Genomic DNA, 25,911 nt, shown 5'->3' on the forward strand with positions numbered 1-25,911 from the left:
GAGTTCATCATGTCATCGGCACCGGTCCGGACTCCTCCGCTGAGGATGGTGGAAGCCTTCGAGGCATTGGCCCGGCTCGGCTCGCGCAGCGCGGCGGCCGCGGAGTTGAACGTGACGCCGGGCGCGATCAGTAAGCAGCTTCGCGCGCTGGAACGCTGGGTTGGCCAGCCGCTCCTCGAGGAGGACGGGCGCGATGGCGCCTTCACCGCCGAAGGGCGCGGGCTGGCGCAATCGGTGACGGCCGGCCTGGCGCAGATCCGTGACGGGCTCGACGCGTTGCGCCCGCGCGATACCGGCCGCGTGCCGCTCAACATCCTGGCGCCGGCGACCTTCGCGATGAAGTGGCTGGTGCCGCGCCTGCATCGGGTCGATCGCGCGGCGCCGCAATTGCAGGTCACGCTGCGCCCGACGAACACGGGCGACGACTGGCTCAGCTTTCCCCACCACGCGGCGATCCGGCGCGACGGCTTCGTGCCGCAGGGCTACGACACCATGCCGCTGCTGCGCGAGACACTGACCGCCTATGTGGCGCCGTCGCTGGCACGGGCCGCGTCATCACCCGAGGCGGTGCCGCTCTGCGAAAGCGAAACCCGCCCGGGCGACCTCGACCGATGGCTGGCGGCCGCCGGCGTCGGCCGGATCGGACAGGCGCGGCGGCGCCATGCGCATTTCTACATCGCCTATGAGGCCGCGCTCGCCGGCGCCGGGCTGATCGTCGCCCCGACCCTGCTCGCCGCCAACGACGTGGCCGCCGGGCGGCTCGTCGCACCCTGGCCGTACGTCGCGATTCCGGGAACGGCCTATGCCTTCGTCCATCCGGCGACCGCCGCCATGCGAAAGCGCGTGGCGCCGTTCCTCACCTGGCTGAAGGCGGAGCTCGAACAGCTCGATGAAGGCCCTGGCGGCGGCGCGCCGAAGGATCCCGCGCCGGCATGACCGGCAGGGCGGTGCCGGTCGTCCTTCCCGCCTGCGCCGACCTTCATGCGCTCTCGCGCCCCGCCCGCATTCCGGCTGTAATGCCGGGAGAGGAAACGGAGTGCGCCCGGGGATGGCACCCAGACGGCCGGCAGGCGATGCCGCAATGGCCGCACCGCGTCCGCGGACCGGCCCACGCGGTCGAACGGCGACAGTCGCCGCACGGGAAGCGGTCGCCGCGACGCTGGGCAAGCTGCCGCTCCGCCGTGACCTGCTGGTCGAACATCTCCACGCGCTGCAGGACCGCCATGGCGCGTTGCACACGGACCATCTCGTCGCCCTCGCGGAGCTGCTCCGCCTCGCTCCTGTCGAGGTCTTCGAGGTCGCGACCTTCTACGCGCATTTCGACGTGCTGGCGGATGGCGAGGCCGCGCCGCCGCCGGTGACGATCCGCGTCTGCGAGGGCCTGCCCTGCGCCATGCGGGGCGCCCATGCGCTGCTGACCGAGCTGCGCGCGGCCCCGCCGGGCGGCGCGCGCATCCTCGCCGCGCCCTGCATGGGCGCCTGCCATGAAGGCCCGGCCTGCATGGCCACCCAGGGCTGGGCGCAGGACCGCCTCGCCGTCGCCACGCCCGCGCGCGTCGCTGCCGCCTGGCCGCAGGGCGTGCGCCTGCCGCCGCCGGCGCCGCCCTATCCCGCGCCGCCCTGGCCCGACGACTGGCCGGTGCTTGCCGCCGCGCATGACGGCCACCTGACACCGGAGGCTATGCTCGCCGCGCTGGAGGAATCCGGCCTGCGCGGCCTCGGCGGTGCCGGCTTCCCGGTGGTGCGGAAATGGCGCGCGGTGATGACGCAGCCGGGGCCCCGCCACCTGGTGGTGAACGCGGACGAAGGGGAACCCGGCACCTTCAAGGACCGCTGGTGCCTGGAACTCGAACCCTACCGCTTCCTCGAGGGCATGTTCCTCGCCGCGCGGGCGATCGAGGCGGAGGCCTGCTGGATCTACATCCGTGACGAATACCCGAAGGCGCGGCGGGAGGTGGAGACCGCGCTCGCCATGCTGCGCCAGGCCAGCGTACCGGGCCCGCCCGTCCATCTGCGCCGCGGCGCGGGCGCCTATATCTGCGGCGAGGAGACGGCGTTGCTCGAAAGCCTCGAAGGCCGCCGCGGCTATCCGCGCCACAAGCCCCCCTATCCGGGCGAGCACGGTCTCTTCGGCGCGCCGACGCTGATCCACAATGTCGAGACGCTGTGGTGGCTGCCGGAGATCCTGCGCGACCCCGACGCCGCGGCGCGCTTTGCCGCATCCGGCCGGCGCGGGCACATGGGACGTCGGCTGTTCAGCCTGTCGGGCCGCATCCGGACGCCGGGCGTCTACGAAGCCCCCCTCGGCATCACCGCGCGCGAGCTGATCGAGGAACATGGCGGCGGCATGCAGGAAGGCCACCGTTTCGCCGCCTACCTGCCCGGCGGTGCGTCCGGCGGCATCCTGCCGGCCGCCATGGCCGACCTGCCGCTGGCCTTCGGCGCGCTGGAACATCTCGGCTGCTTCGTCGGGTCCGGCGCGGTGGTGGTGCTGTCGGACCAGGATGACCTGCCCGAGGCGGCGCGCAACCTGGTGCGTTTCTTCCGCGACGAATCCTGCGGGCAATGCACGCCCTGCCGCCTCGGCACGCAGAAGGCCGCACGGCTGCTGGAAGCGCCGCGCTGGGACCGCGCGCTGCTGACGGAGCTTGCGCAGGCGATGGCGGATGGGTCGATCTGCGGCCTCGGCCAGGCGGCGATGAATCCCGTGCTCACCCTGCTGCGCCACTTCCCGGCGGAGGCGGTGCCATGACGCGCTTCACCCTCGACGGGCGCGAGGTCGAGGCCGCGCCGGGCGAGACGATCTGGACCGTCGCGCAGCGCGCAGGCACGGAGATCCCGCATCTCTGCCACCGCCCCGCGCCTGGCTACCGCCCCGACGGCAATTGCCGCGCCTGCCTGGTGGAAGTGGAGGGCGAGCGCGCGCTCGTCGCCTCCTGCATCCGCGCGCCGCGCGAAGGGATGGTGGTGCGCACCGCCACCGCCCGCGCGGAGTCCGCGCGGCGCATGGTGTTCGAACTGCTGCTCGCCGACATGCCCGGGCCGGAAGGGCGCGACGCGACGGCGCCCTTCGCTCGCTGGGCGGCGAGGCTTGGCGTCACGCGGTCCCGCTTCGCGCCGGATGCACGGCCGGCGCCGGATCTCTCGCACCCGGCCATGGCCGTCGCGCTCGATGCCTGCATCGCCTGCGGATTGTGCGAGCGCGCCTGCCGGGAGGTGCAGCACAACGACGTCATCGGCCTCGCGCGGCGCGGCGCGGCGGTGACGGTGGCCTTCGATCTGCTCGACCCGATGGGCGCCTCCTCCTGCGTCGCCTGCGGGGAATGCGTGCAGGCCTGCCCGACCGGAGCGCTGCTGGCGACATCGGTGCTGGACGATCGCGGCCACCGGAGCGCCGAACCCGCGCGCGAGATCGCCAGCGTCTGCCCCTATTGCGGCGTCGGCTGCCAGGTCGGCTTCCGCGTGCGCAACGGCCGCATCGAGGAGGTGGTCGGCCGCGACGGCCCCGCCAATCGCGGGCGCCTCTGCGTGAAGGGTCGCTTCGGCTTCGACTTCCTGGTGCATCCCGACCGGCTGACGCGGCCGCTCATCCGCATCGCGGGCGCCGCCAAGGACCCGGCCGATTGCCTCGACCCGTCCCGCATTCGCGGAAAATTCCGCGAGGCGAGCTGGGAGGAAGCGATGGAGCGCGCCGCCGCCGGCCTGCGCGCCATCCGCGACGGCGCCGGCCCGAACGCCCTCGCCGGTTTCGGCAGCGCCAAGGGGTCGAACGAGGAGGCCTATCTCTTCCAGAAGCTGGTGCGCACCGGCTTCGGCACCAACAACGTCGACCACTGCACACGGCTCTGCCACGCGGCCTCCGTCGCGGCGCTGCTGGAAGGCATCGGCAGCGGCGCCGTCACCGCGCCATTCACCGCCGTGCGCGACGCCGACCTCATCTTCGTCATCGGCGCGCGGCCGACCGAGAACCACCCCGTCGCCGCCACCTTCATCAAGGACGCCGCGGCGCGCGGCGCGACGCTGGTCACCGCCGACCCGCGCGGCAGCTCGCTCGACCGCTTCGCGACCGAGGTGCTGCGCTTCACACCCGGCGAGGACGTCGCTCTGCTCAACGCGATGCTGCACGTCATCCTCGCCGAGGATCTGCACGACGCGGCCTTCCTCGCCGCGCGGGTGGACGGCATCGGCGCCCTGCGCACCCACCTCGCCGCCTACGCGCCGGAGGCGATGGCCGAGCGCTGCGGCATTTCCGCCGAGCAGATCCGCCGCGTGGCGCGACTCTACGCGCGCTCGCCGGCGGCGCTGACGCTGTGGGGCATGGGCATCTCCCAATCCATCCACGGCACGGACAATGCGCGGGCGCTGATCGCCCTCGCCCTGGCCTGCGGCCATGTCGGCCGGCCGGGCACGGGGCTGCATCCCCTGCGCGGGCAGAACAACGTCCAGGGCGCCTCGGATGCCGGGCTGATCCCGATGATGCTGCCCGACTACCACCACACGGATGACGATGACGCGCGCGCGGCGATGGAGGCGCTATGGGGCGCGGCGCTCGACCCGCGCCCTGGCCTGACCGTCGTCGAGATCCTGCAGGCGGCCGAACGCCGCGAGATCCGCGGCATGTACATCATGGGCGAGAACCCGGCGATGTCGGACCCCGACCTCGCCCATGCGCGCGCGGCGCTGGCGCGGCTGGATCACCTGGTGGTGCAGGACCTTTTCCTGACCGAGACGGCGGTGCTTGCCGATGTCGTGCTGCCCGCCTCCGCCTGGCCGGAGAAGGATGGCACCGTCACCAACACCAACCGCCAGGTCCAGATGGGCCGCACCGCCGTGGCACCGCCCGGACAGGCGCGGCAGGACCTCGCCATCATCGTCGACATGGCGCGCCGCCTCGGCCTGGACTGGCGCTACGACCACCCGCGCGAGGTCTTCGCCGAAATGGCGCAGGCCATGCCGAGCCACGCCAACATCACCTGGGACAGGCTGGAGCGGGAGAACAGCGTCACCTACCCCTGCCCCGCCCCCGACGCCCCGGGCGAGGACATCGTCTTCCACGACCGCTTCCCGACCCCGGACGGCCGCGCGCTGCTGGTGCCCGCCGGCCTCTCCCACCCCGAGGAGACGCCGGACGCCGCCTTCCCCTTCGTGCTCACGACGGGACGGGAGCTGGAGCACTGGCACACCGGCACCATGACACGGCGCGCCGGCGTGCTCGACGCGCTGGAACCCTCGGCGACCGTCTCCCTCGCGCCGGAGGAGCTGTGGCGCCTCGGTGTCGAAGCGGGCGCGCGGCTGCGCGTCACGACGCGGCGCGGCAGCCTGGAATGCGCCGCCCGCGCCGACCCCGAGGTGCCGGAAGGCGTCGTCTTCCTGCCCTTCGCCTTCCGCGAGGCGGCGGCGAACCTGCTGACGGACCCGCGCCTCGATCCGCACGGGAAGATCCCGGGCTACAAGCTGTGCGCGGCGAGGGTCGAGGTGGCTTGAGCGTGAGAAGACTTGTCCGATCGGGGTGAAGGTTGGTGTGTGAAGGCCGGAGGGGCGTCGCCCCTCCGGACCACCCCACCAAAGGCCGAAAGGCCTTTGGAAGCCATCATTGGGTGTCGGGCATCGCAGGCATTGCCGGGTCCTCGCCGCGCGCGTCGCGCGCAGGCGCCAGCATCGGCACCAATCCTGACCGTCGCACGCGGTGCCAAGCTCCGGTTCCCAAAGGCCTTTCGGCCTTTGGCGGGGAGAGTTTGAGAGGGGCAGCGCCCCTCTCAACCCTTCGCCTACCTCGGCGCCGCCGGCGGCGCGCCCGGCACCACCACCGTCATCGGATCGCTGCCACCGGCCGCTTCGCGCGCGCGGCGGACCCGGGCTTCCAGATCGGTCAACTCCGTCCTCCGCTCGGTCAGCCGCGCCTCGGTCGCCGCGATCTGGCCGGCGATCTCCGCCCTCCGCCGCTCCGCCGTGGCGACTTCCTGGCGCATCGCATCCAGCTGGCGCGCGACCTCGGCGCGGCGCTGCTCGGCGGCGGCCACCGCGGCGCGCACGGTCTCGGCCTCGCCCGCCGCCGCAGCCCGCCGTTGATCGGCCGTCGCGACCTCCCCGCGCAGGCGTTCCACCTGCGCCGCGAACTCCGCTCGCCGGCGATCGGCCGCCGCGACCTCTCCGCGCAGGCTCTCGATCTGCGCCGCGAGCTCCGCGCGCTGCCGAGCGGCGCTGGCGACATCGCCGCGCAGCCCCTCGGCTTGGCGGGCGAGGTCCTGCCGCTGCCGTTCGGAAGCGGTAAGTTCCTGCCGCAGCGCCTCGGACTGCCGTTGCAATGCCTCCGCCTCCCCGCGCGAGGCCTGCACGGCGCCGGCCGCGCGGCGCGCCTCCTCGACCTGGGCGCGGGCACGGTCGGTCTCCTGCGCCGCGGTGCGGGCGGCCTCGGTCGCCTGGCGCTCGGCCTCGGCGGCGGCGGCACGGCGTTCGGCGAGGGTCCGCTCGGCGGCGGAGGCCTCGCCGCGCAATGCCGAAAGCCGGCGCTCCTCGGCCCCCGCGGTATCGCGCAATTCCGCCAGGCGGCGCTCGGCGGCGGCGACCTCGCCGCGAAGTTCCGCGACGCGGCTCTGCAGGCCCCGCAGCTCAGCCGCGGTCTGGTCACGTGTCGCGGTCAGGCGGGAGACCTCGCCTTCGAGCTGCGTCACGGCCTGGCGGCGCGCGGCGGCCTCGCCCTGGGCGATGTTCATCGCCTCCCGCACGGCCGCGAGGCGTGTCTCCTGCTCCTGCAGGCGCACGGTCTGCTCGTTGGCACGCATCTGCAGGTCGTTGAGCCGCTGCTGCTCGGCGGTGGCGCGCGTGGTCAGGCCGGTCAGGCGCTGCTCGGTCGCCGCGGCCTCGCCGCGCAGCGTGTCGCGGCGGCGTTCCTCGGCGGCGGCGGCCTCGCGCAGGCCGGCAAGCCGCCGGTCCTCCGCGACGCTGCGTTCGCCGAGGCCGGCCAAGCGGCGTTCCTCCTCCGCCGCGCGGGCGTTGAGGGCGGCGAGCCTCGCATCGGCCGTCGCGGCATCGCCGCGCAGCGTACCGAGGCGCTGCTGCTGCGCCGCCGTCTCGTCACGCAGGGCCGCGAGCCGACGATCGGCCTCGGCCACTGCGGCGCGGCGCTGTTCGAGCTGCACCTGGGACTGGCCGGCCTCCCCCTGCAGGGCGGCGAGGCGGCGGTTCTCCTCCTCCAGCCGCCGGGCGAGCTGGACCGCGTCCTGTTCAGCGGCACTTCGGCCCTGCTGCGCGGTGCCGAGATCCCGGCGCGCGGCGGCGAGCCTGCGCTCCACGGCGGTGAGGTCGCCGCGCGCGCGGCGCTCGGCCTCCAGCGTGCGCTCGAGGTCGCCGACGCGGGCCGTCAGTTCCTGCCCGCGCGCCTCGGAGGCGGCGAGGTTGCGTTCGAGTCCCTGCACGCGATCCGTGCGCTCGACGGTGAGGCCGCAGGCCGGCAGCACGCTGACCGAGGCGAGCAGGGCCGCCTTCGCGAAAGCACGAAGTCGCAACATGGCTGCACGCCTCTCCTCTCCTCGGGTCCCGGGCAGGGCGGATCCAGCCGGCGCCGTCAGGGATATAGTGGGAGGCGGGACGGGCTGGCGAGTCCAGCGCGCGGCGGTTGCATTCGCGCGGCGCCGACGGGGCGGCCGCGCGCGAGACCAGGACCCGGATACCGAGTCAGCCGACAGGCCGGCCGGCGTCATACCAACGCCACGGGTCGTTCGACTCGGGCCGAGGCCGCGACGGGCACCCGGAATGCGGCCGGCCGGCGGGCCGCATTCGCGGCCTCGGCACGCGTCAGTGACTCGTGCCGCCGGTGTCAGTCGGGCCCCTGGTCCAGCCCGGCGCGCAGGCTGCCATCCGGATCCTCGACCAGCCCCTCGCGCAGGAAGAGGTCGATCAGCACCAGGTTGACGTTGAACTTCACGCTGTCGGTGCCGCGCACGGCATCCAGCACGCGGCCGGCGGGCCAGAGCTCGAAGCGCTCCACCTCGTCGTCGCCGGGGCGGGGAATGACGTCTTCGGGGATCTCGAGATCGTAGCAGTGCAGAACGTCGCGCCGCAGTCCCTCGGCATTCGCCATGACATAGGAGACGCGGCCGGCGCGGCGCGCGGTGGCGGCGAGGCCGGGCGGCAGGCAGGCCTCCTCGGCCGCTTCCTTCACCAGCGTCTCCTCCGGCGTCAGCCCGGCCGGGATGCCGCCGGCGACGATGTTGTCGAGCTGACCGGGCGCCACCGCCTTGTCCTTCGCCCGGATGCCGACCCAAAGGTGCAGCCCGTCCGCCCGCCGCACGATGCCGTTCACGTGCACGCCCTGCGACATCACGCCGAAGGCCGGCAGCGCGCCGCGGTCCAGCGTCGCGAGTGTCGGGCCGGTGCTGGTCTCCCGCACGTCGAAGGCCTCGCCGCGGATGCGGAGGAACCCGCCGGCGGCCAGGGACGGCAGCGCCTGGGCCAGCGCCTCGCTGCGCATGCCCGCACTGCGCAGCCGGGCGGCGAGCGCCACGCCATCGGCGTCGAAGTGGAAGTCGCGCGGGCGGAAGGTCAGCGCCTGCGCCAGCTCGGCCGACACCCAGCCGACCTGCGCCGCGCCGATCCGAAAGGGGATCAGCCCGGCAGGAGAGGCGAGGTTGTTGCAGGCGGCGATGTGGCGCTGAAGGGTGGGGTCGGGCATGCCATTGCTGTAGCGGTCATGGGCGGCGGCGGCCAGACAGCCCCGGGGAGGGCGCCGCCCTCCCCGGACCCCTCCCGCCAAAGGCCGAAAGGCCTTTGGAAACCATGACTCCAGGGTGCCCGCCCCGAGGGGAGGCAAAGCTGCCCGGCAAGCGCCCTTCAGGCGCCCTGCAGCTCGACCTTCTCGCCCGCGGCCTCCGCCGCATGGTGGAAGTTCGCGCGCTGATAGCCGGTCATGAAGTCCGGATAGGTGATCGGCTGCATCCGCCCCGGCGAGCCGTCCGCCGTGATCGGCGCCATCACTGCGCGATAGCTGGCGTCCATGAAGAACGGGATGGCGTAACGCTCCTCGCCGGAACGGTTGATGACGCGGTGCGGCGTCGCGAGGAAGCGGTTGTCGGTCCAGCGGCGCAGCATCATCCCGCCGTTGATCAGCAGCGCGCCTTCCGGCGCCGGCGCATCGATCCAGTCGCCGTCCTGCGTGCGCAGCGACAGGCCCGGGATGCGGTTCTGCGCGAGGATGGTCATGAACGAGGTGTCGACATGCGGCGCGATGCCGTACTCGTTCTCAGGCGCCGCCGGTTCCTGCTGCGGGTAGTGGGACATGCGCAGCGTGTACATCGGTTCGGCGAAGAAGGGCGCGAAGTGGTCCGCCGGCAGGCCGAGCGCGCGGGCGTAGATCGGCAGCAGCCGCAGGCCGAGCCCCTCGAAGGCGTCGCAGGCCGCCAGCACCTGTTCCCTGAAGCCCGGCAGGCCGGCAGGCCATTGGTTCCGCCCGCGGAAGCGGACATTCGCCACCACGTCCGGATGGTCGGCCGGCAGGTTGCGCTTGAAGAACACCGCCTCATTGGCGTTGGGCCGCGCCACCTCGCCCACCGCGTTCACGCGCGTGGTGGCGCCACGCATCGGCATGTAGCCGATGTTGTGCTCGTTGATCCTCAGCGCAAGCTTGGCCTCCAACGGCTGGGCGTGGAAGCGCTCGGCGGCGGCGAAGGTGTCGTCCAGCAGGGATTGCGGGATGCCGTGGTTGCGCACGAAGTAGAAGCCGACCTCGGTGAAGGCACGGCGGAGTTCTTCGCCGAGCCTGTCCAGCGCGCCGGGGGCGCCATCCTGCAATGGGCCGAGGTCGAGGACGGGGATGCTCTGGCTCATGGCATTGCTCCGGCTGGGACGGGGAATGCTTGCGCCGCCCCCCCGGGGCGGCAAGGGGCAAAGTTGCGCAGGCCGGCGACCGGGGCTTGCATCCGGCGCCGGGATGGCGCCCATGCGTCGCCGACGCTTCCCCTTCGCGCCCGTCCGCCCCATGTCGCGAGGCCTGACCGGAGTTCTCCTGCGTGCCCTCTTCCTCTCCCCGCGCCGATGGCGGGCATTTCCGTGCCCTGCTCCGTATCGCCCCCTATCTCTGGCCGAAGGGGGAGGTGGAACTTCGCGCCCGCGTCGTCGGCGCGCTGGTGCTGCTGGCCGCGGCCAAGGCGGCGAACGTGCTGGTGCCCATCGCCTATGCCCGCGCCGTCGATGCGCTGGCGCCGAAGGAGGGCGTCGGCGCCATGGTCACGGTGCCGGTGGCGCTGCTGCTCGGCTACGGGCTGCTGCGCGTCATGGCTTCGGTCTTCGGGGAACTGCGCAACGCCGTCTTCGCCAAGGTGCAGGCGCGCGCCGGGCGCCGCGTGGCGCTGCGGGTCTTCGAGCACCTGCACGCGCTGTCGATGCGCTTCCACATGGACCGCGCGACGGGCGGGCTGTCGCGCGTGGTCGAGCGCGGCGTGCGCGGCATCGCCACCTCGCTGAACTTCCTGCTGTTCAACATCATCCCGACCGTCATCGAGATCCTGTTCGTCGCCGTCATCCTGTGGTGGGTCTTCGCCGCATCCTTCGCGCTGACGATGCTCGGCACCATCGTCGCCTACGTGGCGTTCACGCTGGCCTTCACCAACTGGCGCCTGCGCTTCCGCCGCACGATGAACGCGGTCGACGAGGAGGCCAACACCAAGGCGGTGGACAGCCTGCTCAACTACGAGACGGTCAAGTATTTCGGCAACGAGACGCATGAGGCCCGCCGCTACGAGGAAAGCCTGACACGCTACGAGCGTGCCTACGTCCGGTCCGAGACGACGCTGAACATGCTGAACGCCGGCCAGGCGCTGATCATGGCGATCGGCCTGACGGTGACGATGCTGCTGGCGGGGTCCGGCATCGCCAGGGGCACGATGACGGTGGGCGACCTGGTGATGGTCAATACCTACCTGATCCAGCTCTATCTGCCGCTGAACATCCTCGGTTTCGCCTATCGCGAGATCAAGCAGGGGCTGACGGACATGGAGCAGATGTTCGAACTGCTCGAAGTCCCGGCCGAGGTCCGCGACGCCCCCGGCGCGCCGGCGCTGGCAAGGGGCGCGGGCGAGATCCGCTTCGAGGATGTCCGCTTCGGCTACCGCCCGGACCGGGAGATCCTGAAGGGCGTCTCCTTCACCGTGCCGCCGGGCAGGATGCTGGCGATCGTCGGGCCGACAGGGGCGGGCAAGTCCACCATCTCCCGCCTGCTGTTCCGCTTCTACGACGCCACCGGCGGGCGCGTGACGGTCGACGGCCAGGACGTGCGCGACGTGACCCAGGCCAGCCTGCGCGCGGCGATCGGCGTGGTGCCGCAGGACACCGTGCTGTTCAACGACACCATCCGCTACAACATCGCCTATGGCCGGCCTGGCGCGAGCGACGCGGAGGTCGAGGCCGCCGCCCGACATGCCCAGGTGCACGACTTCGTGCTCCGCCTGCCGGAAGGCTATGCGACACGGGTCGGCGAGCGCGGGCTGAAGCTCTCGGGCGGGGAGAAGCAGCGCGTCGCGATCGCGCGCACCATCCTCAAGGACCCGCGCATCCTGATCCTGGACGAGGCTACCAGCGCGCTCGACACGCGCACGGAACAGGAAATCCAGGCCGCGCTGCGCGACGTCTCCCGCAACCGCACCACGCTGGTCATCGCCCACCGCCTGTCCACCGTGGTCGAGGCGGATGAGATCATCGTCCTGCAGGATGGCCGCATCGCCGAACGCGGCACCCATGCCAGCCTGATCGCCGCGGACGGCCTCTATGCCGAGATGTGGCGCCGCCAGGCCCAGGCCGTGGCGGCCGCCGAGGCCGCCGCCCGCGCCCAGGCCGAGGCCGATCTCGACCGCCCCCGCGGCCGCGCCGCCGAGGCGCTTGCCTGACCCTGGCCCAACGGGGGTTCCGCCGCGCCGCGGCAGGCCCCATCTGCTCTCGACGAAGAAGGAGAACGCCGCATGCAGCACGACCCCGCGGGCATGGCCCCCGAGGATCTGAGCCACGCCGGCTCGGTCGTGGACAAGGCGATCGAGTACATGATGGAGCAGCGCATCGCGCCGATCTCCATCGCCTCCGCCCTGCTCGGCGGCGCCCTGGGGCTGCTGGCCCGGACCATGGACGACCGGGCGGTCGCGGCGGTGCTGCGCAACGCCCTGGCCTCGGTCGAGAGCGGGGAACTCTCCGACGCCCGCCGCGCCCCGCCGCCCGGCTCGCCGCAGATGTGACGCGGCGGCCCGCGCGCCGGACTTGACGTTCCGGCCCGGCTGGGCCACACACCGCGCCTTCCTGGCTTCCACCCGCGCGCGGGTCCTGTCCGCGCGCCTTCAGCATTTCGGGATTTTCGCCATGGCCCGCCGCTGCGGCATCACCGGCAAGGGCGTCCTGACGGGCAACAACGTCAGCCACGCCAACAACAAGACCCGCCGGCGCTTCCTGCCCAACCTGCAGGAAACCTCCTTCTGGTCCGACGTGCTCGGCACCCAGGTGAAGATCCGCCTGTCCACCACCGGCATCCGCACGGTGGAGCACAATGGCGGGCTCGATGCCTTCCTGCTCGGCACGCCCGACCGGAAGCTGGCCGAGGAAGCCATCAGCCTGAAGCGCCGGATCGTGCGCGCCCAGGCCAAGAAGGCGGCCTGAGCCCGGCTTTCCCCGGCGGGGGTCGGAAACAGGGCGGCACCCGGTCGGGCGGCCGCCCTTTTCATTGCCCACCCCCCGCTTCATTTGACGCTTGCGAGGGCGAGGTTCATGTCCCGCCCATGAGGGCGGGACCCGCCGCCTGCCGCCGCCTCGCGCTGGGGCCGCGCGGCCGGCGCGCCCGTCATGGCTTGCCGTGCGTCGGGTCCTCGCAATGGCCGTGCGCGAAATCCGCCAGCGTCTCGATGATGCGGCAATCGCCGGCCACCCCGCCGGCGCAGCTTGCGGCCATCCGCTGCAACTCCCCCCGCAGTGCCTCGAGCCGCCGCAGGCGGGCGTCGATCTCGCGGATCTGCGCCAGCGCAATGGCATGCACCGCACCGCAATCAGCCTCCGGATGGTCGGCGAGGTCGAGCAGCGCCCGGATCGCCTCGCTGCCGAATCCGAGTTCCCGCGCGTGGCGGATGAAGCCCAGCCGGCGCAGATGCGCCACCCCATAGGCGCGATGCCCGCCGGCGGTGCGCGCCGGCGGCGGCAGCCAGCCCTCCTGCTCATACCAGCGGATCGTCGTCGGCTTCACGCCGGTTTCCCGGGCCAGTTCGCCGATCGACCAGATGGCGCTCATCCGGCGTCGTCCTCGCGCATGGCCAGGAAACGGGCGAAGGCGGCCAGGGCCTTCTCGCTGGCATGGTGTTCCAGCCCCTCGGCATCCTCCTCCGCCGTTTCCGCATCGAGGCCGATGGCGATCAGGAAGCGCACCACCAGCTCGTGCCGCGCCTTGGCGATCGCCGCCATCTCCTGCCCCGCCGCCGTGAGGAACAGGCCGCGATAGGGCTTGGTCTCGACCAGCCCGTCGCGCTGCAGCCGGCCGATCGTCGCGGTGACCGTGGCCTGGGAAACGCCCATGCGCCGGGCGAGGTCCACCGCCCGCGCCTCCCCTTCCTCCCGCAGCAGGTCGGCGATCAGCTCGACATAGTCCTCGGCGGTGGCGCTGCGGTCGGCCTCGCGCTGGCGGGCGAAGCGGGCGGCGTGCTCATCCGCGGGGGGCAGGGTCCGCTCGGCGGCACGGGATCGCATCGGGCTGGTTCGGGCTCCGGCTTGAAAGGCTTGATAGCCAGCCACACGTAACTTAGCCTAGGCTAAATTTCAGAGGCTTGGCATGACCCCACCTTCGGATGCCGCCGTAGCGTCGCCCGCCGGCCCCCCGAGCCTGCCGGAGGTCCATCGCAGCGTGCATGTCCCCAATGCGGGCGGCTTTCTGCGCAAGCTCTTCGCCTTCATGGGGCCGGGCTACCTGGTCGCCGTCGGCTACATGGACCCCGGCAACTGGGCGACCTCGCTCGCCGGCGGCTCGGCCTTCGGCTACACGCTGCTCGCCGTCGCGCTGGTCTCCTCGCTGATGGCGATCCTGCTGCAGGCGCTTTGCGCGCGCATCGGCATCGCCACGGGGCGGGATCTCGCGCAGCTCTGCCGCGAACGGTTCCCGAAGCCCGTCGCCTATCCGCTCTGGGCGCTCGCCGAGGTGGCGATCTGCGCCACCGACCTCGCCGAGCTGATCGGCACCGCCATCGCGCTCGAGCTGCTGTTCGGCATCCCCCTGCTCTACGGCGTGATGCTGACGGCCTTCGACGCCTTCCTGATCCTCTGGCTGCAGAACAAGGGCGTGCGCTGGCTGGAGGCGCTGGTCTTCGGCTTCATCCTGCTGATCTTCGGCTGCTTCGCGGTGCAGATCGCATTGTCCCACCCGGTCTGGGGCGACGTCCTGCGGGGCTACATCCCGGCCGCCTCGATCGTGACGGATGAGAGGCAGCTCTTCATCGCCATGGGCATCCTCGGTGCCACGGTGATGCCGCACAACCTCTACCTCCATACCGCGGTGGTGCAGTCCCGCGCCTGGCGCATGGACGAGGCGGGAAAGAAGGAGGCGATCCGCTTCGCCACCATCGACAGCACCATCGCGCTCGCGCTCGCGCTGCTGATCAACTCCGCCATCCTGATCACGGCGGCGGCCACCTTCCACACCACCGGCAACACGGAAGTCGCCGAGATCGGCGATGCCTATCAGCTCATGTCGCCGCTGCTCGGCAGCGGGATGGCGGCGACGCTCTTCGCCGTGGCGCTGCTGCTCTGCGGTCTGAACGCCACGGTGACGGCGACGCTTTCGGGCCAGGTGGTGATGGAAGGCTTCCTGCGCTTCCGCCTGCCGGCCGTGACGCGCCGGCTGGTGACGCGGCTGATCGCCATCGTGCCGGCGGTGGTGGTCACCTGGATGCAGGGCGCCTCGGGCACGGCGCACCTGCTGATCCTGTCTCAGGTGATCCTGTCCCTGCAGCTCCCCTTCGCGGTCATCCCGCTGATGATGTTCGCGCGGGACAGGCGGCTCGGCGCGCTCGGCGCACCGCGCTGGCAGCTCGTGCTCGGCTGGGCCTGCGCGGCGGTGATCGTGGCCCTGAACGTGAAGCTGCTGGCGGACTTCTTCCTCGGCGGGTGATGGGCGGCCCCCGGAGCAGCCGCATGCCCGGGGGACCCGACCCGCCTTACCGCCGAAGCTCCTCCGGCGGAGGTTGGCGCAGGCCGCCTCGCCCAGCTATGCGGCGCCCCGCCTCGCGGGGGGCGGTCCGGAGGGCGCCCGACTCATGCCAGCGGCCGCTATTCGTGACCGTTGGCGTGATGCTTTTCGTGCCCTCAGACGCCGGGCGCAAACCTCCGGTTTGCTTGGCTTCGCCGGACCACCGGCGGGCCGCATTCCGGATCCCCGGTCACCTTGCAAGGCAAGGTGACCGGGGATCCGTCGCGGCCTCGGCACGAGTCAAGAACTCGTGCCGCTCGTATCACTCCTGCGCTGGCCGCGGCTGCGGCAGGCTGCCCGGCTGCCGGGGCATGGCCAGGCCCTGCCCCTGCTGCGGCGCCTGCCCGCGCGGTGCGGCCCCGGGTTGCGCCGGGAAACCGCCGGCATTGGCCACCACCGTCCGCACGCCGCCCGCCGCCTCGGTCGCCGCGGCGAAGGCGACATCGCCCCAGAAGCGCTCCAGCACGCCCTGCGGCACCTCGTTAAGCTGGAGCACGCGGCCGAGATCCTCCCCATCCTGGCGGGAGACGGTCCAGAGAAGCTCGACACGCTGGGTCCGGGTCTGCGGCTGCGGCACCACGCTGACCTGCCCGGTCACCGCGAAGCGGGCGCCCTCGGCGACATCCTGCACCACCATGCCATGCTGGCCGAGCGCCTCCCGCAGCCTTGCGGTCAGCGCCTGGTTGCCGTCGCCCGGCGCGCCGCGCACGGCAGGCACATAGATGCGCGGCGGGCCGGCGACGGCCAGGGCGGCCGGGTCCATGCCCTTCGCCGCCGCCTCGGCGCGCAGCAGCAGGTCGGCGATGCGCGGGGCGGCATCGCGGGCGGCCCGGCGCAGCACTTCCGGATTCGCATCGGACCAGTCGCGCGCCGGAATGCGAGCGCCCTCGACCTGCCCCTGCGGGCGGCCATCCGGGTCGGTCAGGCTGTAGCGCGGCACCACCGCACCACCCTGGAGGCGTGCCTCCACCGTCAGGCGCCAGTCGAGCGGCAAGGGGGCGTTGTCCACCGCCGCCGGCACCTCGGCGGCCAGCAGGGCGGTGGACAGCGCCTCGGCGAAGCCCGTGGCCTGGGCCCCGGTCAGCAGCGCCTCGGCAGGGATGGGAATGGCCAAGCGATAGGCCGGCGGGGCCGCGAGCGCCCCGGCTTGGCCGCCGGGATTGCCCCGGAAGGGCTGCGGCAGGTCGCCACAGGCCGGGAGAAGCGCGACCAGGAGCAGGACGCCGAGGCGGAAGAAGGAACGCATCGTCAGCGAGAACTCCTGCTTGGAATGGCCAGGGGGCGCCGCCCCCTGGACCCCCGCCGGGGGCGTGCGCGCCCCCGGACCCGCGATCACGGGCACGTCAGATGAGGGCGACGCAGGTCGCCAGGAGGGTGAGAAGCGCCAGGGCGCAGAACATGACCACATAGGGCATGGCGTCCTTATTGGCGCGGCAGGGGCGCTTGCAAGGGGGCGATCAGCCGGTCAGGGCGATGGCGGAGAGCTGGTGGCCGATCGGGCCGCCGCCGGCCAGGGTGTTGCGGCGATGGCTGAAGAAGGCCGCTTCGTCGGGCAGGGTGTCGTGCGGCGTCACCTCCACCGCGGCGCCGGCGGCGACCAGCCTCGCGGCGCAATAGCCGGCGAGGTCGAACTGCCAGCGGTCCTCGCGCAGGCCCTCCGCGAAGAAGCGCGCATCGGCGGCGTCGCGCGCCAGCACGGCATCGCGCAGGTCGGCGGCGACCTCATACGAAGGCTGGCGGATGCAGGGGCCGACCACCGCCAGGATGCGGGCGCGCCGGGCGCCGATGGCGAGCATCGCCTCGATCGTCGCCTCCAGCACGCCGCCGACGGCACCACGCCAGCCGGCATGGGCGGCACCGATCACCCCCGCCGCCGGGTCGGCGAAGAGCACCGGTGCGCAATCCGCCGTCACGATGCCGAGAGCGAGACCGGGCCGCCGCGTCACCAGGGCATCGGCCTTCGGGCGCCGATCCTCCGGCCAGGGGGTTTCGAGCACCGCCACCGCATCGCCATGCACCTGCGTCAGCCCGACCAGCGCGGCACCGGGCAGGCCGAGCGCATCGGCCGCGCGGCGGCGGTTCTCGCGCACCGCATCCGGGTCGTCCCTGCCCGAGAGCGAGCAGTTCAGCGCGGCGAAGGACCCGCCGGAGACGCCTCCCCGGCGGGTGAAGAAACCATGCGCCAGGCCGGGCTGGGCGCTGAGAGTCGCGGCGGCAACCTTCTCGGCCATCAGGTGTCCTCGAATCCGGGCAGGGTCGGCAGACCCGGATGACAGAGACAGACCACCTTGAACAGCCGCCCCATGTGTTCCGGCGCGGCAAGGCGCTGCGCGGCGGCCAGGTGGCGGGTCGCGTGCCGCGGGTCCATGCGGGCGAGCATGGCCGCCCGGCTGAACAGCCCGAGCCTGCCGAGAAAGACGCCCTGCGGCAGCGGTCCCTGCACCGCGGCGCCTGCCGCCCGGGCAGCGGCGGCGAGCGCGGCGAAATCGACATGGGCCGTGATGTCGGCCGCCCCCGGAACCCCGAGCGGGTCGGCCGGCCCGTGCCCCGCCATGGCCTGCAGGCTGTCGCCCAGGCCACCCTTCTCCGGCCCGTAGTCGAGGAACAGCGCCACCCCGCCCTGCGCCGCCAGCCGTGCCCCGAGCGCGGCCGCGATGGCGCGGGCGGCTTCGTTCACCTCCTGCACCGCGCCCTCCTCGGCTTCCGCCGGCAGGGGCGGCGGGTCGAGGGCGGGGCGCTCGACGAAGGCGCCATCGGCGACGAAGCGTTCCATCCAGCCCTCGCCGCGGCGGACGAACTGCCGGATCGGCAGGGCGTCGAGGAATTCATTGCCGAGGATGATGGCCGGACCGGAGGGCAGCCAGCCGATCCCGTCGTGCCAGGCGGTGACCGTGCCGGCCAGTCGCGCCGCCTGCATCTCGCGCAGCCGGGGAGAGGTCTCGACCAGATGGACGCGCAGCGCCGCTCGGAAGCCGGGCGCCATTTCCGCGATCGCGCGCAACGCGTCGGCCATCAGCGTGCCGCGGCCGGGGCCGAGTTCCGCCAGGACCACCGGATCGGGCCGGCCCATCGCCTCCCAGGCGATCGCCGCCCAGAGGCCGAGGCATTCGCCGAAGGCCTGGGTGATCTCCGGCGCGGTGGTGAAATCGCCCCCGCTGCCGAAGGGCTCGCGCCCCGCGTAGTAGGCCGCCGCGGCGCGAGCCATGAAGCGGTCGAGCCGCTCCGCCTCGCGCCCCGTCGTCGCGCCGTCGCGCCCGGCCGGGGGCGCGGGGTCAGGCATGGCGTTCCTTGGCGCGGAGGATCAGCCAGGCGCCGACCAGGATCATCGGCAGCGACAGCAACTGCCCCATGGTCGCGCCGGCGAAGAGGAAGCCGAGATGCGCGTCGGGCTGGCGGAAGAACTCGCCGATGATGCGCGCGACCCCGTACCCCGCCAGGAAGACGCCGGAAAGCACGCCGGGCCGCGACCGGATGCGTTCGCTGCGCGCCAGGATCATCAGCAGGGCGAAGAGGCAGATCCCCTCCAGGAAGGCCTGGTAGAGCTGGGAGGGATGACGCGGCTCCGGCCCGCCGGTCGGGAAGACCATGGCCCAGGGCACCTCCGGCGCGACGCGGCCCCACAGCTCCCCATTGATGAAATTGGCGCAGCGGCCGAGGAACAGCCCGATCGGCACCACGCAGACCACCCGGTCCGCGAAGGCCACCCAGTCGAGCCCGTTGCGGCGCGCGAAGAGGAACATCGCGACAATGACGCCGAGCGCCCCGCCGTGGAACGACATGCCGCCGTGCCACAGGTACAGCGCCTCCCACGGCGCGGTGACGTAGTAGCCCGGCCGGTAGAACAGCACGTAGCCGAACCGCCCGCCGAGGATGATGCCGAGCGTCACCCAGGTGATGAACTCGTCCACCTGCTCGGGCGTCGCGACCTGCGGCGTGCGCTGCACCAGCACGCGCGCCAGCCGCCAGCCGAGCAGGATGCCGGTGATGTAGGCGAGCGCGTACCAGCGGATGGCGAAGGGGCCGATCTCGACCAGCACCGGGTCGATCACGGGGAAGGGAATGGCGAACATCATCAGGCGAAGGGGTCCTCGGCGTTCGTCAGCACGTCTCGGACATAGGAGCGCACGCCGTCCTCGAGCGTCGTCGGCGGCTGCGTGAAACCTGCCGCGCGCAGGCGCTCCATGCGGGCCTCGGTGAAGTACTGGTACTTGCCCTTGAGGTCGTCCGGCATCGGGATGAAGCGGATATCCGCGTTGCGGCCGAGCGCCGCATAGATCGCCCGCGTCAGGTCGAGGAAGGTCCGCGCCTGCCCCGAACCGATGTTGTAGAGGCCCGAGGCCTGCGGATTGCCCTCCAGCCACAGCATCGCAGCGACGCAGTCCCGCACATGGACGAAGTCGCGCTTCTGCTCCCCGTCCGCGATGCCTTCGCGGTCCGAGGCGAACAGCGTCGCCGCCTCGCCCTTCATGATCTGGTTGAACTTGTGCAGCACTACCGAGGCCATGCGGCCCTTGTGGTGCTCGTTCGGGCCATAGACGTTGAAGAAGCGCAGCCCCGCCCAGTGCGGCGGCCGCTTGTGGCCGAGTGCCAGCATCTGCGCCACCCGCCGGTCGAAGGCGAGCTTCGACCAGCCATACAGGTTCAGCGGCCGCAGCCGGGCGAGTGCCTCGGGCCGCAGGTCGTCCTCGAAGCCGAGGTTGCCGTCGCCATAGGTCGCGGCGGACGACGCATAGATGAATGGCACCCCCGCATCCGCGCACCAGTCCCACAGGCGCTGCGGCAACGAGATGTTGGTCGCCGCCACCAGGTCGCCATCCGTCTCGGTGGTCGCGCTGATCGCGCCCATGTGGAACAGCGCCTTCACCGGCGGCTTCCTCGCCAGGAAGGCGTGCAGTTCCTCCGGCGTGACGATCGCGGCGATCGGGTGCTTCGCCAGGTTGCGCCATTTCAGGCCCTGGCGCAGGCGGTCCACCACCACCACCTCCTCACCGCGGGCGCAGAGCGCCGCGACCAGGTTGGAGCCGATGAATCCGGCCCCGCCGGTGACGATGTGCATGATCCGGTCGTTCCGCAGCGCGGCCTTGTTAGGGCGAAACCCTTGAGGACAGGGCGCCGGGGGTATAGGCCCCGGCAGGATGGCCCGGCAAGGCGAACGGGCGCAACAGGAGGGCAGCATGGCTGGCGAAGGCGGTCGCGCGAAATTCATGGACGACCTGGCCGGCGTGGCCGGCGGCGCCTTCTCGGTGCTGGCGGGCCTGCGCAACGAGGCCGAGGCGATGGCGAAATCCCAGGCGGAGGCCGTGGTCCGCCGCCTGGACCTGGTGAAGCGGGAGGAACTCGACGCCGCCATGGAGGTCGCCCGCCGGGCCCGCGAACAGGCCGAGGCGCTGGAGGCGCGGGTGGCCGCCCTGGAGCACCGCCTTGCGGAGCTTGAGGCTGGCGCGGAATCCTCACCCGAATCCTGAAGACAAGTTTGCAACTTCAGCGGGCTTGCGGCGCCTTTTCGCGTCTGCGTAGTCTCCCGTTGTATCTGGCCGCCCGATTCGCACCACCATATGTTGTGGTGCCCGGGCGGTGACCTCGGGCAAGGAGGTGCCGCATGTCCGCCTCACTCGGTCTGGACCGCGACCGTTCCTCGAACCCCCTCGATATCCTCGAACAGATCATCGCTGCCAATGAATGGGCCTTCGAGCGCCGTTCGGACGGGGAGATGGCCGCCGAGGCTCCGGGGAAGTGGTGCGACTACGGTCTGCACTTTTCCTGGTCGCATGAGATCAGCGCCATGGCCTTCACCTGCGCCTTCGACATGAAGGTGCCGCCGGAACGGCGCGAGAAGCTCTATGAACTGCTCGCCCTGGCGAACGACCGGCTGTGGATCGGCCATTTCGGCATCGAGGCGGAGGACGGCGTGCCGGTCTTCCGCCACTCGGTCCTGCTGCGCGGATCGCCGAGCGCCAGCGCGGAAAGCCTCGAGGACATGGTGGATATCGCCATCACCGAGTGCGAGCGCTTCTTCCCCGCCTTCCAGTTCGTGCTCTGGGGCGGGAAACCGCCGGCGGAAGCGCTGGCGGCGTCGATGCTGGATTGCGTGGGCGAAGCCTGAGAAGCCGGGGGGAGAAGGGAACTTCTCCCCCCGAACCCCCCTCAACCTTCTTTGGCACCTGGGGACTGACCTCCAATGTCAGTTCCCAGGTGCCAAAGAAGGGAGGGGGATCGGGGGAGGTTCCCCTCCCCCGACCTTGCGGCCCGCCGCGCCCGGCGCCACCGTGCGCCCATGACGAGCACCCTCCCAGACCTCCTTCTCATCGGCTGCGGCAAGATGGGCGGCGCCATGCTGTCCGGCTGGCTGGAGCGTGGCCTCTCCCGCGCCGTGGTCGTCGAGCCCCATGCCCAGGCCGCCGCCGCCTTCGCCGGCCGCGCCACCATCGTCCCCGACGCTGCCGCCATCCCGGCGGATTTCCGCCCGGGCGCGGTGGTGCTGGCGATCAAGCCGCAGGAAGCGCCCACGACATTGCCGGCCTATGCTCGTTTCGCAACCGGGGAGACCTTGTTCGTCTCGATCATGGCCGGACGGTCGGTGGCCTCGATGCGCGAGGCGCTGGGCGCGCAGGCCGCCGTGGTGCGCGCCATGCCGAACACCCCGGCCGCCGTGCGGCAGGGCTTCACCGTGGGCTACGCCGCGCCGGGCGTGACCGCGGCGCAGAAGGCGCTCGCCGATGCGCTGCTCCGGGCGGTGGGCGAGGTCGCCTGGGTGGAGGAGGAGGACCAGATCAACCCGGTCACGGCGGTGTCCGGCGGCGGTCCGGCCTATGTGTTCCTGCTCGCCGAGGTGATGGAGAAGGCGGCGATCGAACAGGGCCTGCCCCCCGACCTCGCCCGCCGCATGGCGCGTGCGACGGTGGCGGGGTCCGGCGCGCTGCTCGCCGCCAGCACGCAGGACGCGGCGGACCTTCGCAAGGCCGTCACCAGCCCCAAGGGCACCACCGAACGGGCGCTGAACGTGCTGATGGCGCCCGATGCCTGGCCCGGGCTGATGTCGCAGGCGATCAAGGCAGCGACGGACCGCGCGCGCGAACTGGCGGGCTGACCCCGTCGCCCCCTATCCTGCGCCGATGAGCGAGACCGAAGACGACGCCCTGATCGCCGCCCTCTGGCGGGTGGTGGCCGCGCATGGCTGGCCGGGCCTGACGATGGGGCGGCTCGCCGCCGAATCCGGCCTGCCGGCGGCTGACCTGCGGGCCCGCTTCGCCACCCGCTTCGACCTGCTGCTCCTCCACGGCCGGCTGATGGACCGCGCGGTGCTGGCCGGCACCGTGCCCGGGCAGGGCGGCTTGGCGCGGGACCGGCTGTTCGACGTGCTGATGCGGCGGCTGGATGCGATGCAGCCGCACCGCGACGGCATTCTGCGCCTGCTGGCCGACATGCGGCGGGACCCGGGGCTCGCGATGCTGCTCGCGCCGCATGTCGGGGTGTCGATGCGCTGGATGCTGGATGCCGCGGAGATCGGCGGCGAAGGCTGCCAGCGCCGCGCCTTCGCGCTTGGCCTGACCGGCGTGTGGCTCGCCACCGTGCGCGCCTGGGCGGCGGACGGGACCGAGGATCTCGGCCCGACCATGGCGGCGCTCGACCGCGCGCTCGACCGCGCCGAACAGGTGGCGCGCAGCCTGCGCCTGATGCCGAGGGACGCACCCGCGCCTGTGCCGCCGAACGCCGAGGCTTGACGCTGCGTCTCCTAATTCCGGCGTCACGCATCATTCCGATTACACGGGCGCGTCGATGATCTAGGCTGCCGAGAGGCCAGGAGGAGTGCACGATGTCTGACCGTTTCGGCTTCAAGCCCGACATGGACGTCTTCAAGATGCTGTCCGACTTCAAGATGCCGTCGATCCCGGCGATGCCGGACATGGAGGCTCTGGCGGCCGCGCAGCGGAAGAACATCGAGGCGTTCTCGGCCGCCAACCGCGTCGCCCTCGAAGGCGCCCAGGCGGTCGCCCGCCGCCACATGGAGATCCTTCAGCAGTCGGTCGCCGAAATGACCGAGGCGATGAAGGCGCTGTCCGCCACCGATGCGCCGCAGGACAAGGCCGCGAAGCAGGCCGAGCTCGCCAAATCCACCTACGAGAAAGCGGTCGCCAACCTCCAGGAGCTGGCCGAACTGATCCAACGCTCGAACAGCGAGGCGCTCGGTCTGCTCAACAAGCGCTTCGCCGAGGCGATGGACGAGGTGAAGGGCCTGGTCGGCAAGCAGGCCAAGTAGCCGCCACGCGATGCGGGGCCTACTGCGCCGGCGGCGTGCCGGTGCCCCGCCCGACCAGCCTGCCCTGCGCGTCGTAGCGCCGCCAGCCGTCGCCGCTGCGCTCGATGCGCCCCTGGCTGCGGCCCGAGGAATCGTAGATCCGGGCTGTGTCGCCGCGCCATTCGGTGCGGCCGACCGAGCGGCCGGAAGAATCATAGTGCCGCACCGTGTCGCCGCGCTGCTCGCTTCGCCCCTGCAGCCGGCCGGACGAATCGTAGCGGCGGGTGGTGTCGCCCCGCGACTCCGAACGCCCGACCAGGCGACCCGCGGCATCGTAGTGGCGCTGGCTGGTGCTGCCCTCGGTCCGGCCGACCGTTCGGCCGGCGGAATCGTAGTGCCGCCCCGTCTGCGCCGCGGCCGGCAGCGCAAGGAGCGTCAAACCCAGCAGACCGGCGGCCAATCGCATGCAGTGTCCCGTCCCTTCCGGCGCATAGCGTGGCGCTGACCTGCGGCGAGGGTATGGCGGGCTGATTTACACATCATCGTCACGTTGCTACGAACCGGCCGCCCCCCGACCCCGCCCGCGCCACGGCGCCCGGAGCCCCTCGGCCATGAAGATCGTCGCCTGCAACAGCAACCGGCCGCTTGCCGAGGCCGTCGCCGCCGCCTGCGGCCTGCCGCTGACCAATGCCTCGGTCCGCCGCTTCGCGGACATGGAGGTGTTCGTGGAGATCCACGAGAACGTCCGCGGCGAGGACGTGTTCGTGGTGCAGTCCACAAGCTACCCGGCGAATGACAACCTGATGGAGCTGCTGATCACGCTCGATGCGCTGCGCCGCGCCAGCGCGCGCCGCATCACCGCGGTGATCCCCTATTTCGGCTATGCGCGGCAGGACCGGAAGAGCGGCAGCCGCACGCCGATCAGCGCCAAGCTGGTGGCGAACCTGATCACCGAGGCCGGTGCGGACCGCGTGCTGACGATGGACCTGCACGCCGCGCAGATCCAGGGCTTCTTCGACATCCCCGTGGACAACCTGTTCGCCGCGCCGCTGTTCTCGCGCGACATCCAGGACCGCTATAACGGGCGGGAGCTGATGATCGTCTCCCCCGACGTCGGCGGCGTGGTGCGCGCCCGCGCGATCGCTGCGCGGCTCGGCGTCGATCTCGCCATCATCGACAAGCGCCGCCCGCGCGCCGGCGTGTCGGAAGTGATGAACGTGATCGGCGAGGTCGAGGGCCGCCACTGCCTGCTGGTGGACGACATCGTCGATTCCGGCGGCACCCTCTGCAACGCGGCCGAAGCCCTGCTGAAGAACGGCGCCAAGTCGGCCGGCGTCTACGTCACGCACGGCGTCTTCTCGGGTGGCGCGGTCGCGCGCATCGGCGCTGCGCCGATCGAGATGATGACCGTCACGGATTCCATCCAGGCGACCGAGGCGGTGCGTGTCTCGCGCAACATCCGCCAGCTCACCATCGCGCCGCTGCTCGCCGAGGCGATGAAGCGCATCAGCGAGGAATCCTCGGTCTCCTCCCTGTTCAATTGAGCGAGGCGGAGGCAGCGCGGATCGTCGGCCTCTACCGCCGCCACGCCCGCGCCTGGGCCGCGGATCGCGGCACCACGCTGATGGAGGGCGCCTGGCTCGCCCGCTTCCTGGCGCTGATCCCGGCGCCGGCCGGCATCCTCGACATCGGCTGCGGCGCCGGCGAACCGATCGCCGGCCACCTGGTCCGCCAGGGCCATGACGTCACCGGCATCGATTCCTCGCCGGAAATGATCGCCATGTGCCGGGAACGATTCCCGGACGGGGACTGGCAGGTCGCGGACATGCGCGGCCTGGCGCTGGGCAGGGCCTTCGACGGGCTGCTCGCCTGGGACAGCTTCTTCCACCTGGACCATGAGGACCAGCGCGCCATGTTCCCGGTCTTCCGCGCCCATGCGGCGCCCGGCGCGGCGCTGATGTTCACCTCCGGCCCGGCGCATGGCGTGGCGATGGGAAGCTATGGCGGGGAGCCGCTCTATCACGCCAGCCTCGACCCGGCGGAATACCGGGCGCTGCTGGCGGCCCACGGCTTCGAGGTCGCGGCGCACGCCGTCGAAGACCCGGACTGCGGTGGCCACACGGTCTGGCTGGCACGGCGGCGCTGAACGGGCTGCGCAGGCGCGTCGAGAGGGGCGGCGCCCGATGGGCGCGAGGATGGCAACCGGAGAGGGGCTTTGCCCCTCTCCGAACCTCACCCCACCAAAGGCCGAAAGGCCTTTGGAAACCATCACCTGGCGCCGGCCACGAGGTTGGGCCCGACGTATCCGGGCGCATCCTGTCGCGCCATGCAGGGCGCCAACTCGCCGCGGTCCAGGGGCCCGCCGGCCCCTGGCGGGGTGGCTCGGAGGGGCAGCGCCCCTCCGATCTTCGCGCCCATGGGGCAGAGCCCCTCTCAAACTCCCCCGCCCACGCTTTCCCATGGCCAACCGGCCCTTCGG

The 25,911-nt window shown here is 72.2% G+C and carries 25 protein-coding genes; 14 read left to right on the forward strand and 11 right to left on the reverse strand.

Features of this window, described 5'->3' with window-relative positions; all coding sequences use genetic code 11:
- Positions 1 to 9 precede the first annotated feature (9 nt).
- The 3 genes from GXW74_RS15975 (at position 10) to fdhF (ending at position 5,484) form a co-directional block, all read left to right on the forward strand.
- Positions 10 to 936 (forward strand): LysR substrate-binding domain-containing protein, encoded by a 927-nt coding sequence (locus GXW74_RS15975; protein WP_211847522.1) that lies wholly within the window; start codon positions 10 to 12, stop codon positions 934 to 936.
- A gap of 145 nt (positions 937 to 1,081) precedes the next feature.
- A complete protein-coding gene (locus GXW74_RS15980) occupies positions 1,082 to 2,752 on the forward strand; it encodes an NADH-ubiquinone oxidoreductase-F iron-sulfur binding region domain-containing protein (protein ID WP_246523463.1) in 1,671 nt (556 codons plus the stop codon).
- Positions 2,749 to 5,484, forward strand: a complete 2,736-nt coding sequence (gene fdhF, locus GXW74_RS15985; RefSeq protein WP_211847524.1) for a formate dehydrogenase subunit alpha — start codon at positions 2,749 to 2,751, stop codon at positions 5,482 to 5,484. The genes GXW74_RS15980 and fdhF overlap by 4 nt, the downstream gene beginning before the upstream one ends.
- Before the next feature lie 284 nt (positions 5,485 to 5,768).
- On the opposite strand, the gene GXW74_RS15990 is transcribed toward fdhF, so the two are convergent.
- From GXW74_RS15990 to GXW74_RS16000, 3 genes are all read right to left on the reverse strand, one after another.
- Positions 5,769 to 7,508, reverse strand: a complete 1,740-nt coding sequence (locus GXW74_RS15990) for a coiled-coil domain-containing protein (RefSeq protein ID WP_211847525.1) — start codon at positions 7,506 to 7,508, stop codon at positions 5,769 to 5,771.
- Between the two features lie 308 nt (positions 7,509 to 7,816).
- The gene (locus GXW74_RS15995) at positions 7,817 to 8,671 is read right to left on the reverse strand and encodes an NUDIX hydrolase (RefSeq protein WP_211847526.1); all 855 of its coding nucleotides are present in this window, start codon (positions 8,669 to 8,671) and stop codon (positions 7,817 to 7,819) included.
- A gap of 158 nt (positions 8,672 to 8,829) precedes the next feature.
- On the reverse strand, positions 8,830 to 9,822 hold the full coding sequence (locus tag GXW74_RS16000) for an isopenicillin N synthase family dioxygenase (protein WP_211847527.1): 993 nt from the start codon (positions 9,820 to 9,822) through the stop codon (positions 8,830 to 8,832).
- Positions 9,823 to 10,004: 182 nt separating this feature from the next.
- On the opposite strand from GXW74_RS16000, the gene GXW74_RS16005 reads away from it, so the two are divergent.
- The 3 genes from GXW74_RS16005 (at position 10,005) to rpmB (ending at position 12,630) form a co-directional block, all read left to right on the forward strand.
- Positions 10,005 to 11,876 (forward strand): ABCB family ABC transporter ATP-binding protein/permease, encoded by a 1,872-nt coding sequence (locus GXW74_RS16005; protein WP_211847528.1) that lies wholly within the window; start codon positions 10,005 to 10,007, stop codon positions 11,874 to 11,876.
- Between the two features lie 72 nt (positions 11,877 to 11,948).
- Complete coding sequence (locus GXW74_RS16010; protein WP_211847529.1) at positions 11,949 to 12,215, forward strand: hypothetical protein; 267 nt, start codon at positions 11,949 to 11,951, stop codon at positions 12,213 to 12,215.
- 121 nt (positions 12,216 to 12,336) lie between these two features.
- Positions 12,337 to 12,630 carry a 50S ribosomal protein L28 gene (gene rpmB / locus GXW74_RS16015; RefSeq protein WP_211847530.1) on the forward strand — a complete coding sequence of 98 codons (294 nt, stop codon included), beginning with the start codon at positions 12,337 to 12,339 and terminating at the stop codon, positions 12,628 to 12,630.
- Positions 12,631 to 12,811: 181 nt separating this feature from the next.
- Here the strand turns inward: rpmB and GXW74_RS16020 are convergent, their stop codons facing one another.
- Both GXW74_RS16020 and mntR read right to left on the reverse strand, forming a co-directional pair.
- Positions 12,812 to 13,252: a MerR family transcriptional regulator gene (locus GXW74_RS16020; protein WP_211847531.1), complete on the reverse strand. Its 441-nt coding sequence runs from the start codon at positions 13,250 to 13,252 to the stop codon at positions 12,812 to 12,814.
- On the reverse strand, positions 13,249 to 13,704 hold the full coding sequence (mntR, locus tag GXW74_RS16025) for a manganese-binding transcriptional regulator MntR (protein ID WP_211847532.1): 456 nt from the start codon (positions 13,702 to 13,704) through the stop codon (positions 13,249 to 13,251). Before mntR ends, GXW74_RS16020 begins: the two co-directional genes overlap by 4 nt.
- Before the next feature lie 82 nt (positions 13,705 to 13,786).
- On the opposite strand from mntR, the gene GXW74_RS16030 reads away from it, so the two are divergent.
- Positions 13,787 to 15,118, forward strand: a complete 1,332-nt coding sequence (locus GXW74_RS16030) for an Nramp family divalent metal transporter (protein ID WP_211847533.1) — start codon at positions 13,787 to 13,789, stop codon at positions 15,116 to 15,118.
- 340 nt (positions 15,119 to 15,458) lie between these two features.
- On the opposite strand, the gene GXW74_RS16035 is transcribed toward GXW74_RS16030, so the two are convergent.
- The 5 genes from GXW74_RS16035 to rfaD form a co-directional block, all read right to left on the reverse strand.
- Positions 15,459 to 16,442, reverse strand: coding sequence for a hypothetical protein (locus GXW74_RS16035; protein ID WP_211847534.1), 984 nt, complete (start codon positions 16,440 to 16,442; stop codon positions 15,459 to 15,461).
- A gap of 211 nt (positions 16,443 to 16,653) precedes the next feature.
- Positions 16,654 to 17,427: a peptidoglycan editing factor PgeF gene (gene pgeF, locus GXW74_RS16040; protein WP_211847535.1), complete on the reverse strand. Its 774-nt coding sequence runs from the start codon at positions 17,425 to 17,427 to the stop codon at positions 16,654 to 16,656.
- Positions 17,427 to 18,476, reverse strand: coding sequence for a class I SAM-dependent methyltransferase (locus GXW74_RS16045; RefSeq protein WP_211847536.1), 1,050 nt, complete (start codon positions 18,474 to 18,476; stop codon positions 17,427 to 17,429). Before GXW74_RS16045 ends, pgeF begins: the two co-directional genes overlap by 1 nt.
- Complete coding sequence (gene lgt, locus GXW74_RS16050) at positions 18,469 to 19,269, reverse strand: prolipoprotein diacylglyceryl transferase (RefSeq protein WP_211847537.1); 801 nt, start codon at positions 19,267 to 19,269, stop codon at positions 18,469 to 18,471. Before lgt ends, GXW74_RS16045 begins: the two co-directional genes overlap by 8 nt.
- Entirely contained in the window at positions 19,269 to 20,252 is a 984-nt protein-coding gene (rfaD, locus tag GXW74_RS16055; protein WP_211847538.1) for an ADP-glyceromanno-heptose 6-epimerase, read from the reverse strand. Before rfaD ends, lgt begins: the two co-directional genes overlap by 1 nt.
- Positions 20,253 to 20,370: 118 nt before the next feature.
- Between rfaD and GXW74_RS16060 the strand changes: the two genes are divergently transcribed.
- The 5 genes from GXW74_RS16060 to GXW74_RS16080 all read left to right on the forward strand — a co-directional run bounded on the left by GXW74_RS16060 (position 20,371) and on the right by GXW74_RS16080 (position 23,453).
- The gene (locus tag GXW74_RS16060) at positions 20,371 to 20,661 is read left to right on the forward strand and encodes an accessory factor UbiK family protein (protein ID WP_246523465.1); all 291 of its coding nucleotides are present in this window, start codon (positions 20,371 to 20,373) and stop codon (positions 20,659 to 20,661) included.
- Positions 20,662 to 20,795: 134 nt separating this feature from the next.
- A complete protein-coding gene (locus GXW74_RS16065) occupies positions 20,796 to 21,299 on the forward strand; it encodes a type III secretion system chaperone family protein (RefSeq protein WP_211847540.1) in 504 nt (167 codons plus the stop codon).
- A gap of 171 nt (positions 21,300 to 21,470) precedes the next feature.
- Positions 21,471 to 22,283, forward strand: a complete 813-nt coding sequence (gene proC / locus GXW74_RS16070) for a pyrroline-5-carboxylate reductase (RefSeq protein ID WP_211847541.1) — start codon at positions 21,471 to 21,473, stop codon at positions 22,281 to 22,283.
- Between the two features lie 25 nt (positions 22,284 to 22,308).
- On the forward strand, positions 22,309 to 22,917 hold the full coding sequence (locus GXW74_RS16075) for a TetR family transcriptional regulator (protein ID WP_211847542.1): 609 nt from the start codon (positions 22,309 to 22,311) through the stop codon (positions 22,915 to 22,917).
- A 92-nt stretch (positions 22,918 to 23,009) separates the two neighbouring features.
- Positions 23,010 to 23,453, forward strand: a complete 444-nt coding sequence (locus GXW74_RS16080) for a phasin family protein (protein WP_211847543.1) — start codon at positions 23,010 to 23,012, stop codon at positions 23,451 to 23,453.
- Positions 23,454 to 23,472: 19 nt separating this feature from the next.
- On the opposite strand, the gene GXW74_RS16085 is transcribed toward GXW74_RS16080, so the two are convergent.
- Positions 23,473 to 23,898: a hypothetical protein gene (locus tag GXW74_RS16085; protein WP_211847544.1), complete on the reverse strand. Its 426-nt coding sequence runs from the start codon at positions 23,896 to 23,898 to the stop codon at positions 23,473 to 23,475.
- A gap of 145 nt (positions 23,899 to 24,043) precedes the next feature.
- On the opposite strand from GXW74_RS16085, the gene GXW74_RS16090 reads away from it, so the two are divergent.
- Together GXW74_RS16090 and GXW74_RS16095 are read left to right on the forward strand one after the other, a co-directional pair.
- On the forward strand, positions 24,044 to 24,976 hold the full coding sequence (locus tag GXW74_RS16090) for a ribose-phosphate pyrophosphokinase (RefSeq protein ID WP_211847545.1): 933 nt from the start codon (positions 24,044 to 24,046) through the stop codon (positions 24,974 to 24,976).
- A complete protein-coding gene (locus GXW74_RS16095; protein WP_246523467.1) occupies positions 24,973 to 25,578 on the forward strand; it encodes a class I SAM-dependent DNA methyltransferase in 606 nt (201 codons plus the stop codon). The genes GXW74_RS16090 and GXW74_RS16095 overlap by 4 nt, the downstream gene beginning before the upstream one ends.
- The last annotated feature ends 333 nt before the right edge of the window (positions 25,579 to 25,911 follow it).

This window comes from Neoroseomonas eburnea (assembly GCF_018129005.1).
GTDB lineage: Bacteria > Pseudomonadota > Alphaproteobacteria > Acetobacterales > Acetobacteraceae > Neoroseomonas > Neoroseomonas eburnea.

Bases quoted from the DNA above. Each gene is read 5' to 3' on its own strand.
- GXW74_RS16090 (WP_211847545.1), top strand. From the start codon at position 24,044: ATGAAGATCGTCGCCTGCAACAGCAACCGGCCGCTTGCCGAGGCCGTC.
- rpmB (WP_211847530.1), top strand. From the start codon at position 12,337: ATGGCCCGCCGCTGCGGCATCACCGGCAAGGGCGTCCTGACGGGCAAC.
- pgeF (WP_211847535.1), bottom strand. From the start codon at position 17,427: ATGGCCGAGAAGGTTGCCGCCGCGACTCTCAGCGCCCAGCCCGGCCTG.
- GXW74_RS16020 (WP_211847531.1), bottom strand. From the start codon at position 13,252: ATGAGCGCCATCTGGTCGATCGGCGAACTGGCCCGGGAAACCGGCGTG.
- rfaD (WP_211847538.1), bottom strand. From the start codon at position 20,252: ATGCACATCGTCACCGGCGGGGCCGGATTCATCGGCTCCAACCTGGTC.
- proC (WP_211847541.1), top strand. From the start codon at position 21,471: ATGACGAGCACCCTCCCAGACCTCCTTCTCATCGGCTGCGGCAAGATG.
- GXW74_RS15990 (WP_211847525.1), bottom strand. From the start codon at position 7,508: ATGTTGCGACTTCGTGCTTTCGCGAAGGCGGCCCTGCTCGCCTCGGTC.
- GXW74_RS16000 (WP_211847527.1), bottom strand. From the start codon at position 9,822: ATGAGCCAGAGCATCCCCGTCCTCGACCTCGGCCCATTGCAGGATGGC.
- lgt (WP_211847537.1), bottom strand. From the start codon at position 19,269: ATGATGTTCGCCATTCCCTTCCCCGTGATCGACCCGGTGCTGGTCGAG.
- GXW74_RS16075 (WP_211847542.1), top strand. From the start codon at position 22,309: ATGAGCGAGACCGAAGACGACGCCCTGATCGCCGCCCTCTGGCGGGTG.
- GXW74_RS15975 (WP_211847522.1), top strand. From the start codon at position 10: ATGTCATCGGCACCGGTCCGGACTCCTCCGCTGAGGATGGTGGAAGCC.
- GXW74_RS16030 (WP_211847533.1), top strand. From the start codon at position 13,787: ATGACCCCACCTTCGGATGCCGCCGTAGCGTCGCCCGCCGGCCCCCCG.
- GXW74_RS16045 (WP_211847536.1), bottom strand. From the start codon at position 18,476: ATGCCTGACCCCGCGCCCCCGGCCGGGCGCGACGGCGCGACGACGGGG.
- GXW74_RS16085 (WP_211847544.1), bottom strand. From the start codon at position 23,898: ATGCGATTGGCCGCCGGTCTGCTGGGTTTGACGCTCCTTGCGCTGCCG.
- GXW74_RS16035 (WP_211847534.1), bottom strand. From the start codon at position 16,442: ATGCGTTCCTTCTTCCGCCTCGGCGTCCTGCTCCTGGTCGCGCTTCTC.
- GXW74_RS16060 (WP_246523465.1), top strand. From the start codon at position 20,371: ATGGCTGGCGAAGGCGGTCGCGCGAAATTCATGGACGACCTGGCCGGC.
- mntR (WP_211847532.1), bottom strand. From the start codon at position 13,704: ATGCGATCCCGTGCCGCCGAGCGGACCCTGCCCCCCGCGGATGAGCAC.
- GXW74_RS16080 (WP_211847543.1), top strand. From the start codon at position 23,010: ATGTCTGACCGTTTCGGCTTCAAGCCCGACATGGACGTCTTCAAGATG.
- fdhF (WP_211847524.1), top strand. From the start codon at position 2,749: ATGACGCGCTTCACCCTCGACGGGCGCGAGGTCGAGGCCGCGCCGGGC.
- GXW74_RS15980 (WP_246523463.1), top strand. From the start codon at position 1,082: ATGGCCGCACCGCGTCCGCGGACCGGCCCACGCGGTCGAACGGCGACA.
- GXW74_RS16065 (WP_211847540.1), top strand. From the start codon at position 20,796: ATGTCCGCCTCACTCGGTCTGGACCGCGACCGTTCCTCGAACCCCCTC.
- GXW74_RS16010 (WP_211847529.1), top strand. From the start codon at position 11,949: ATGCAGCACGACCCCGCGGGCATGGCCCCCGAGGATCTGAGCCACGCC.
- GXW74_RS15995 (WP_211847526.1), bottom strand. From the start codon at position 8,671: ATGCCCGACCCCACCCTTCAGCGCCACATCGCCGCCTGCAACAACCTC.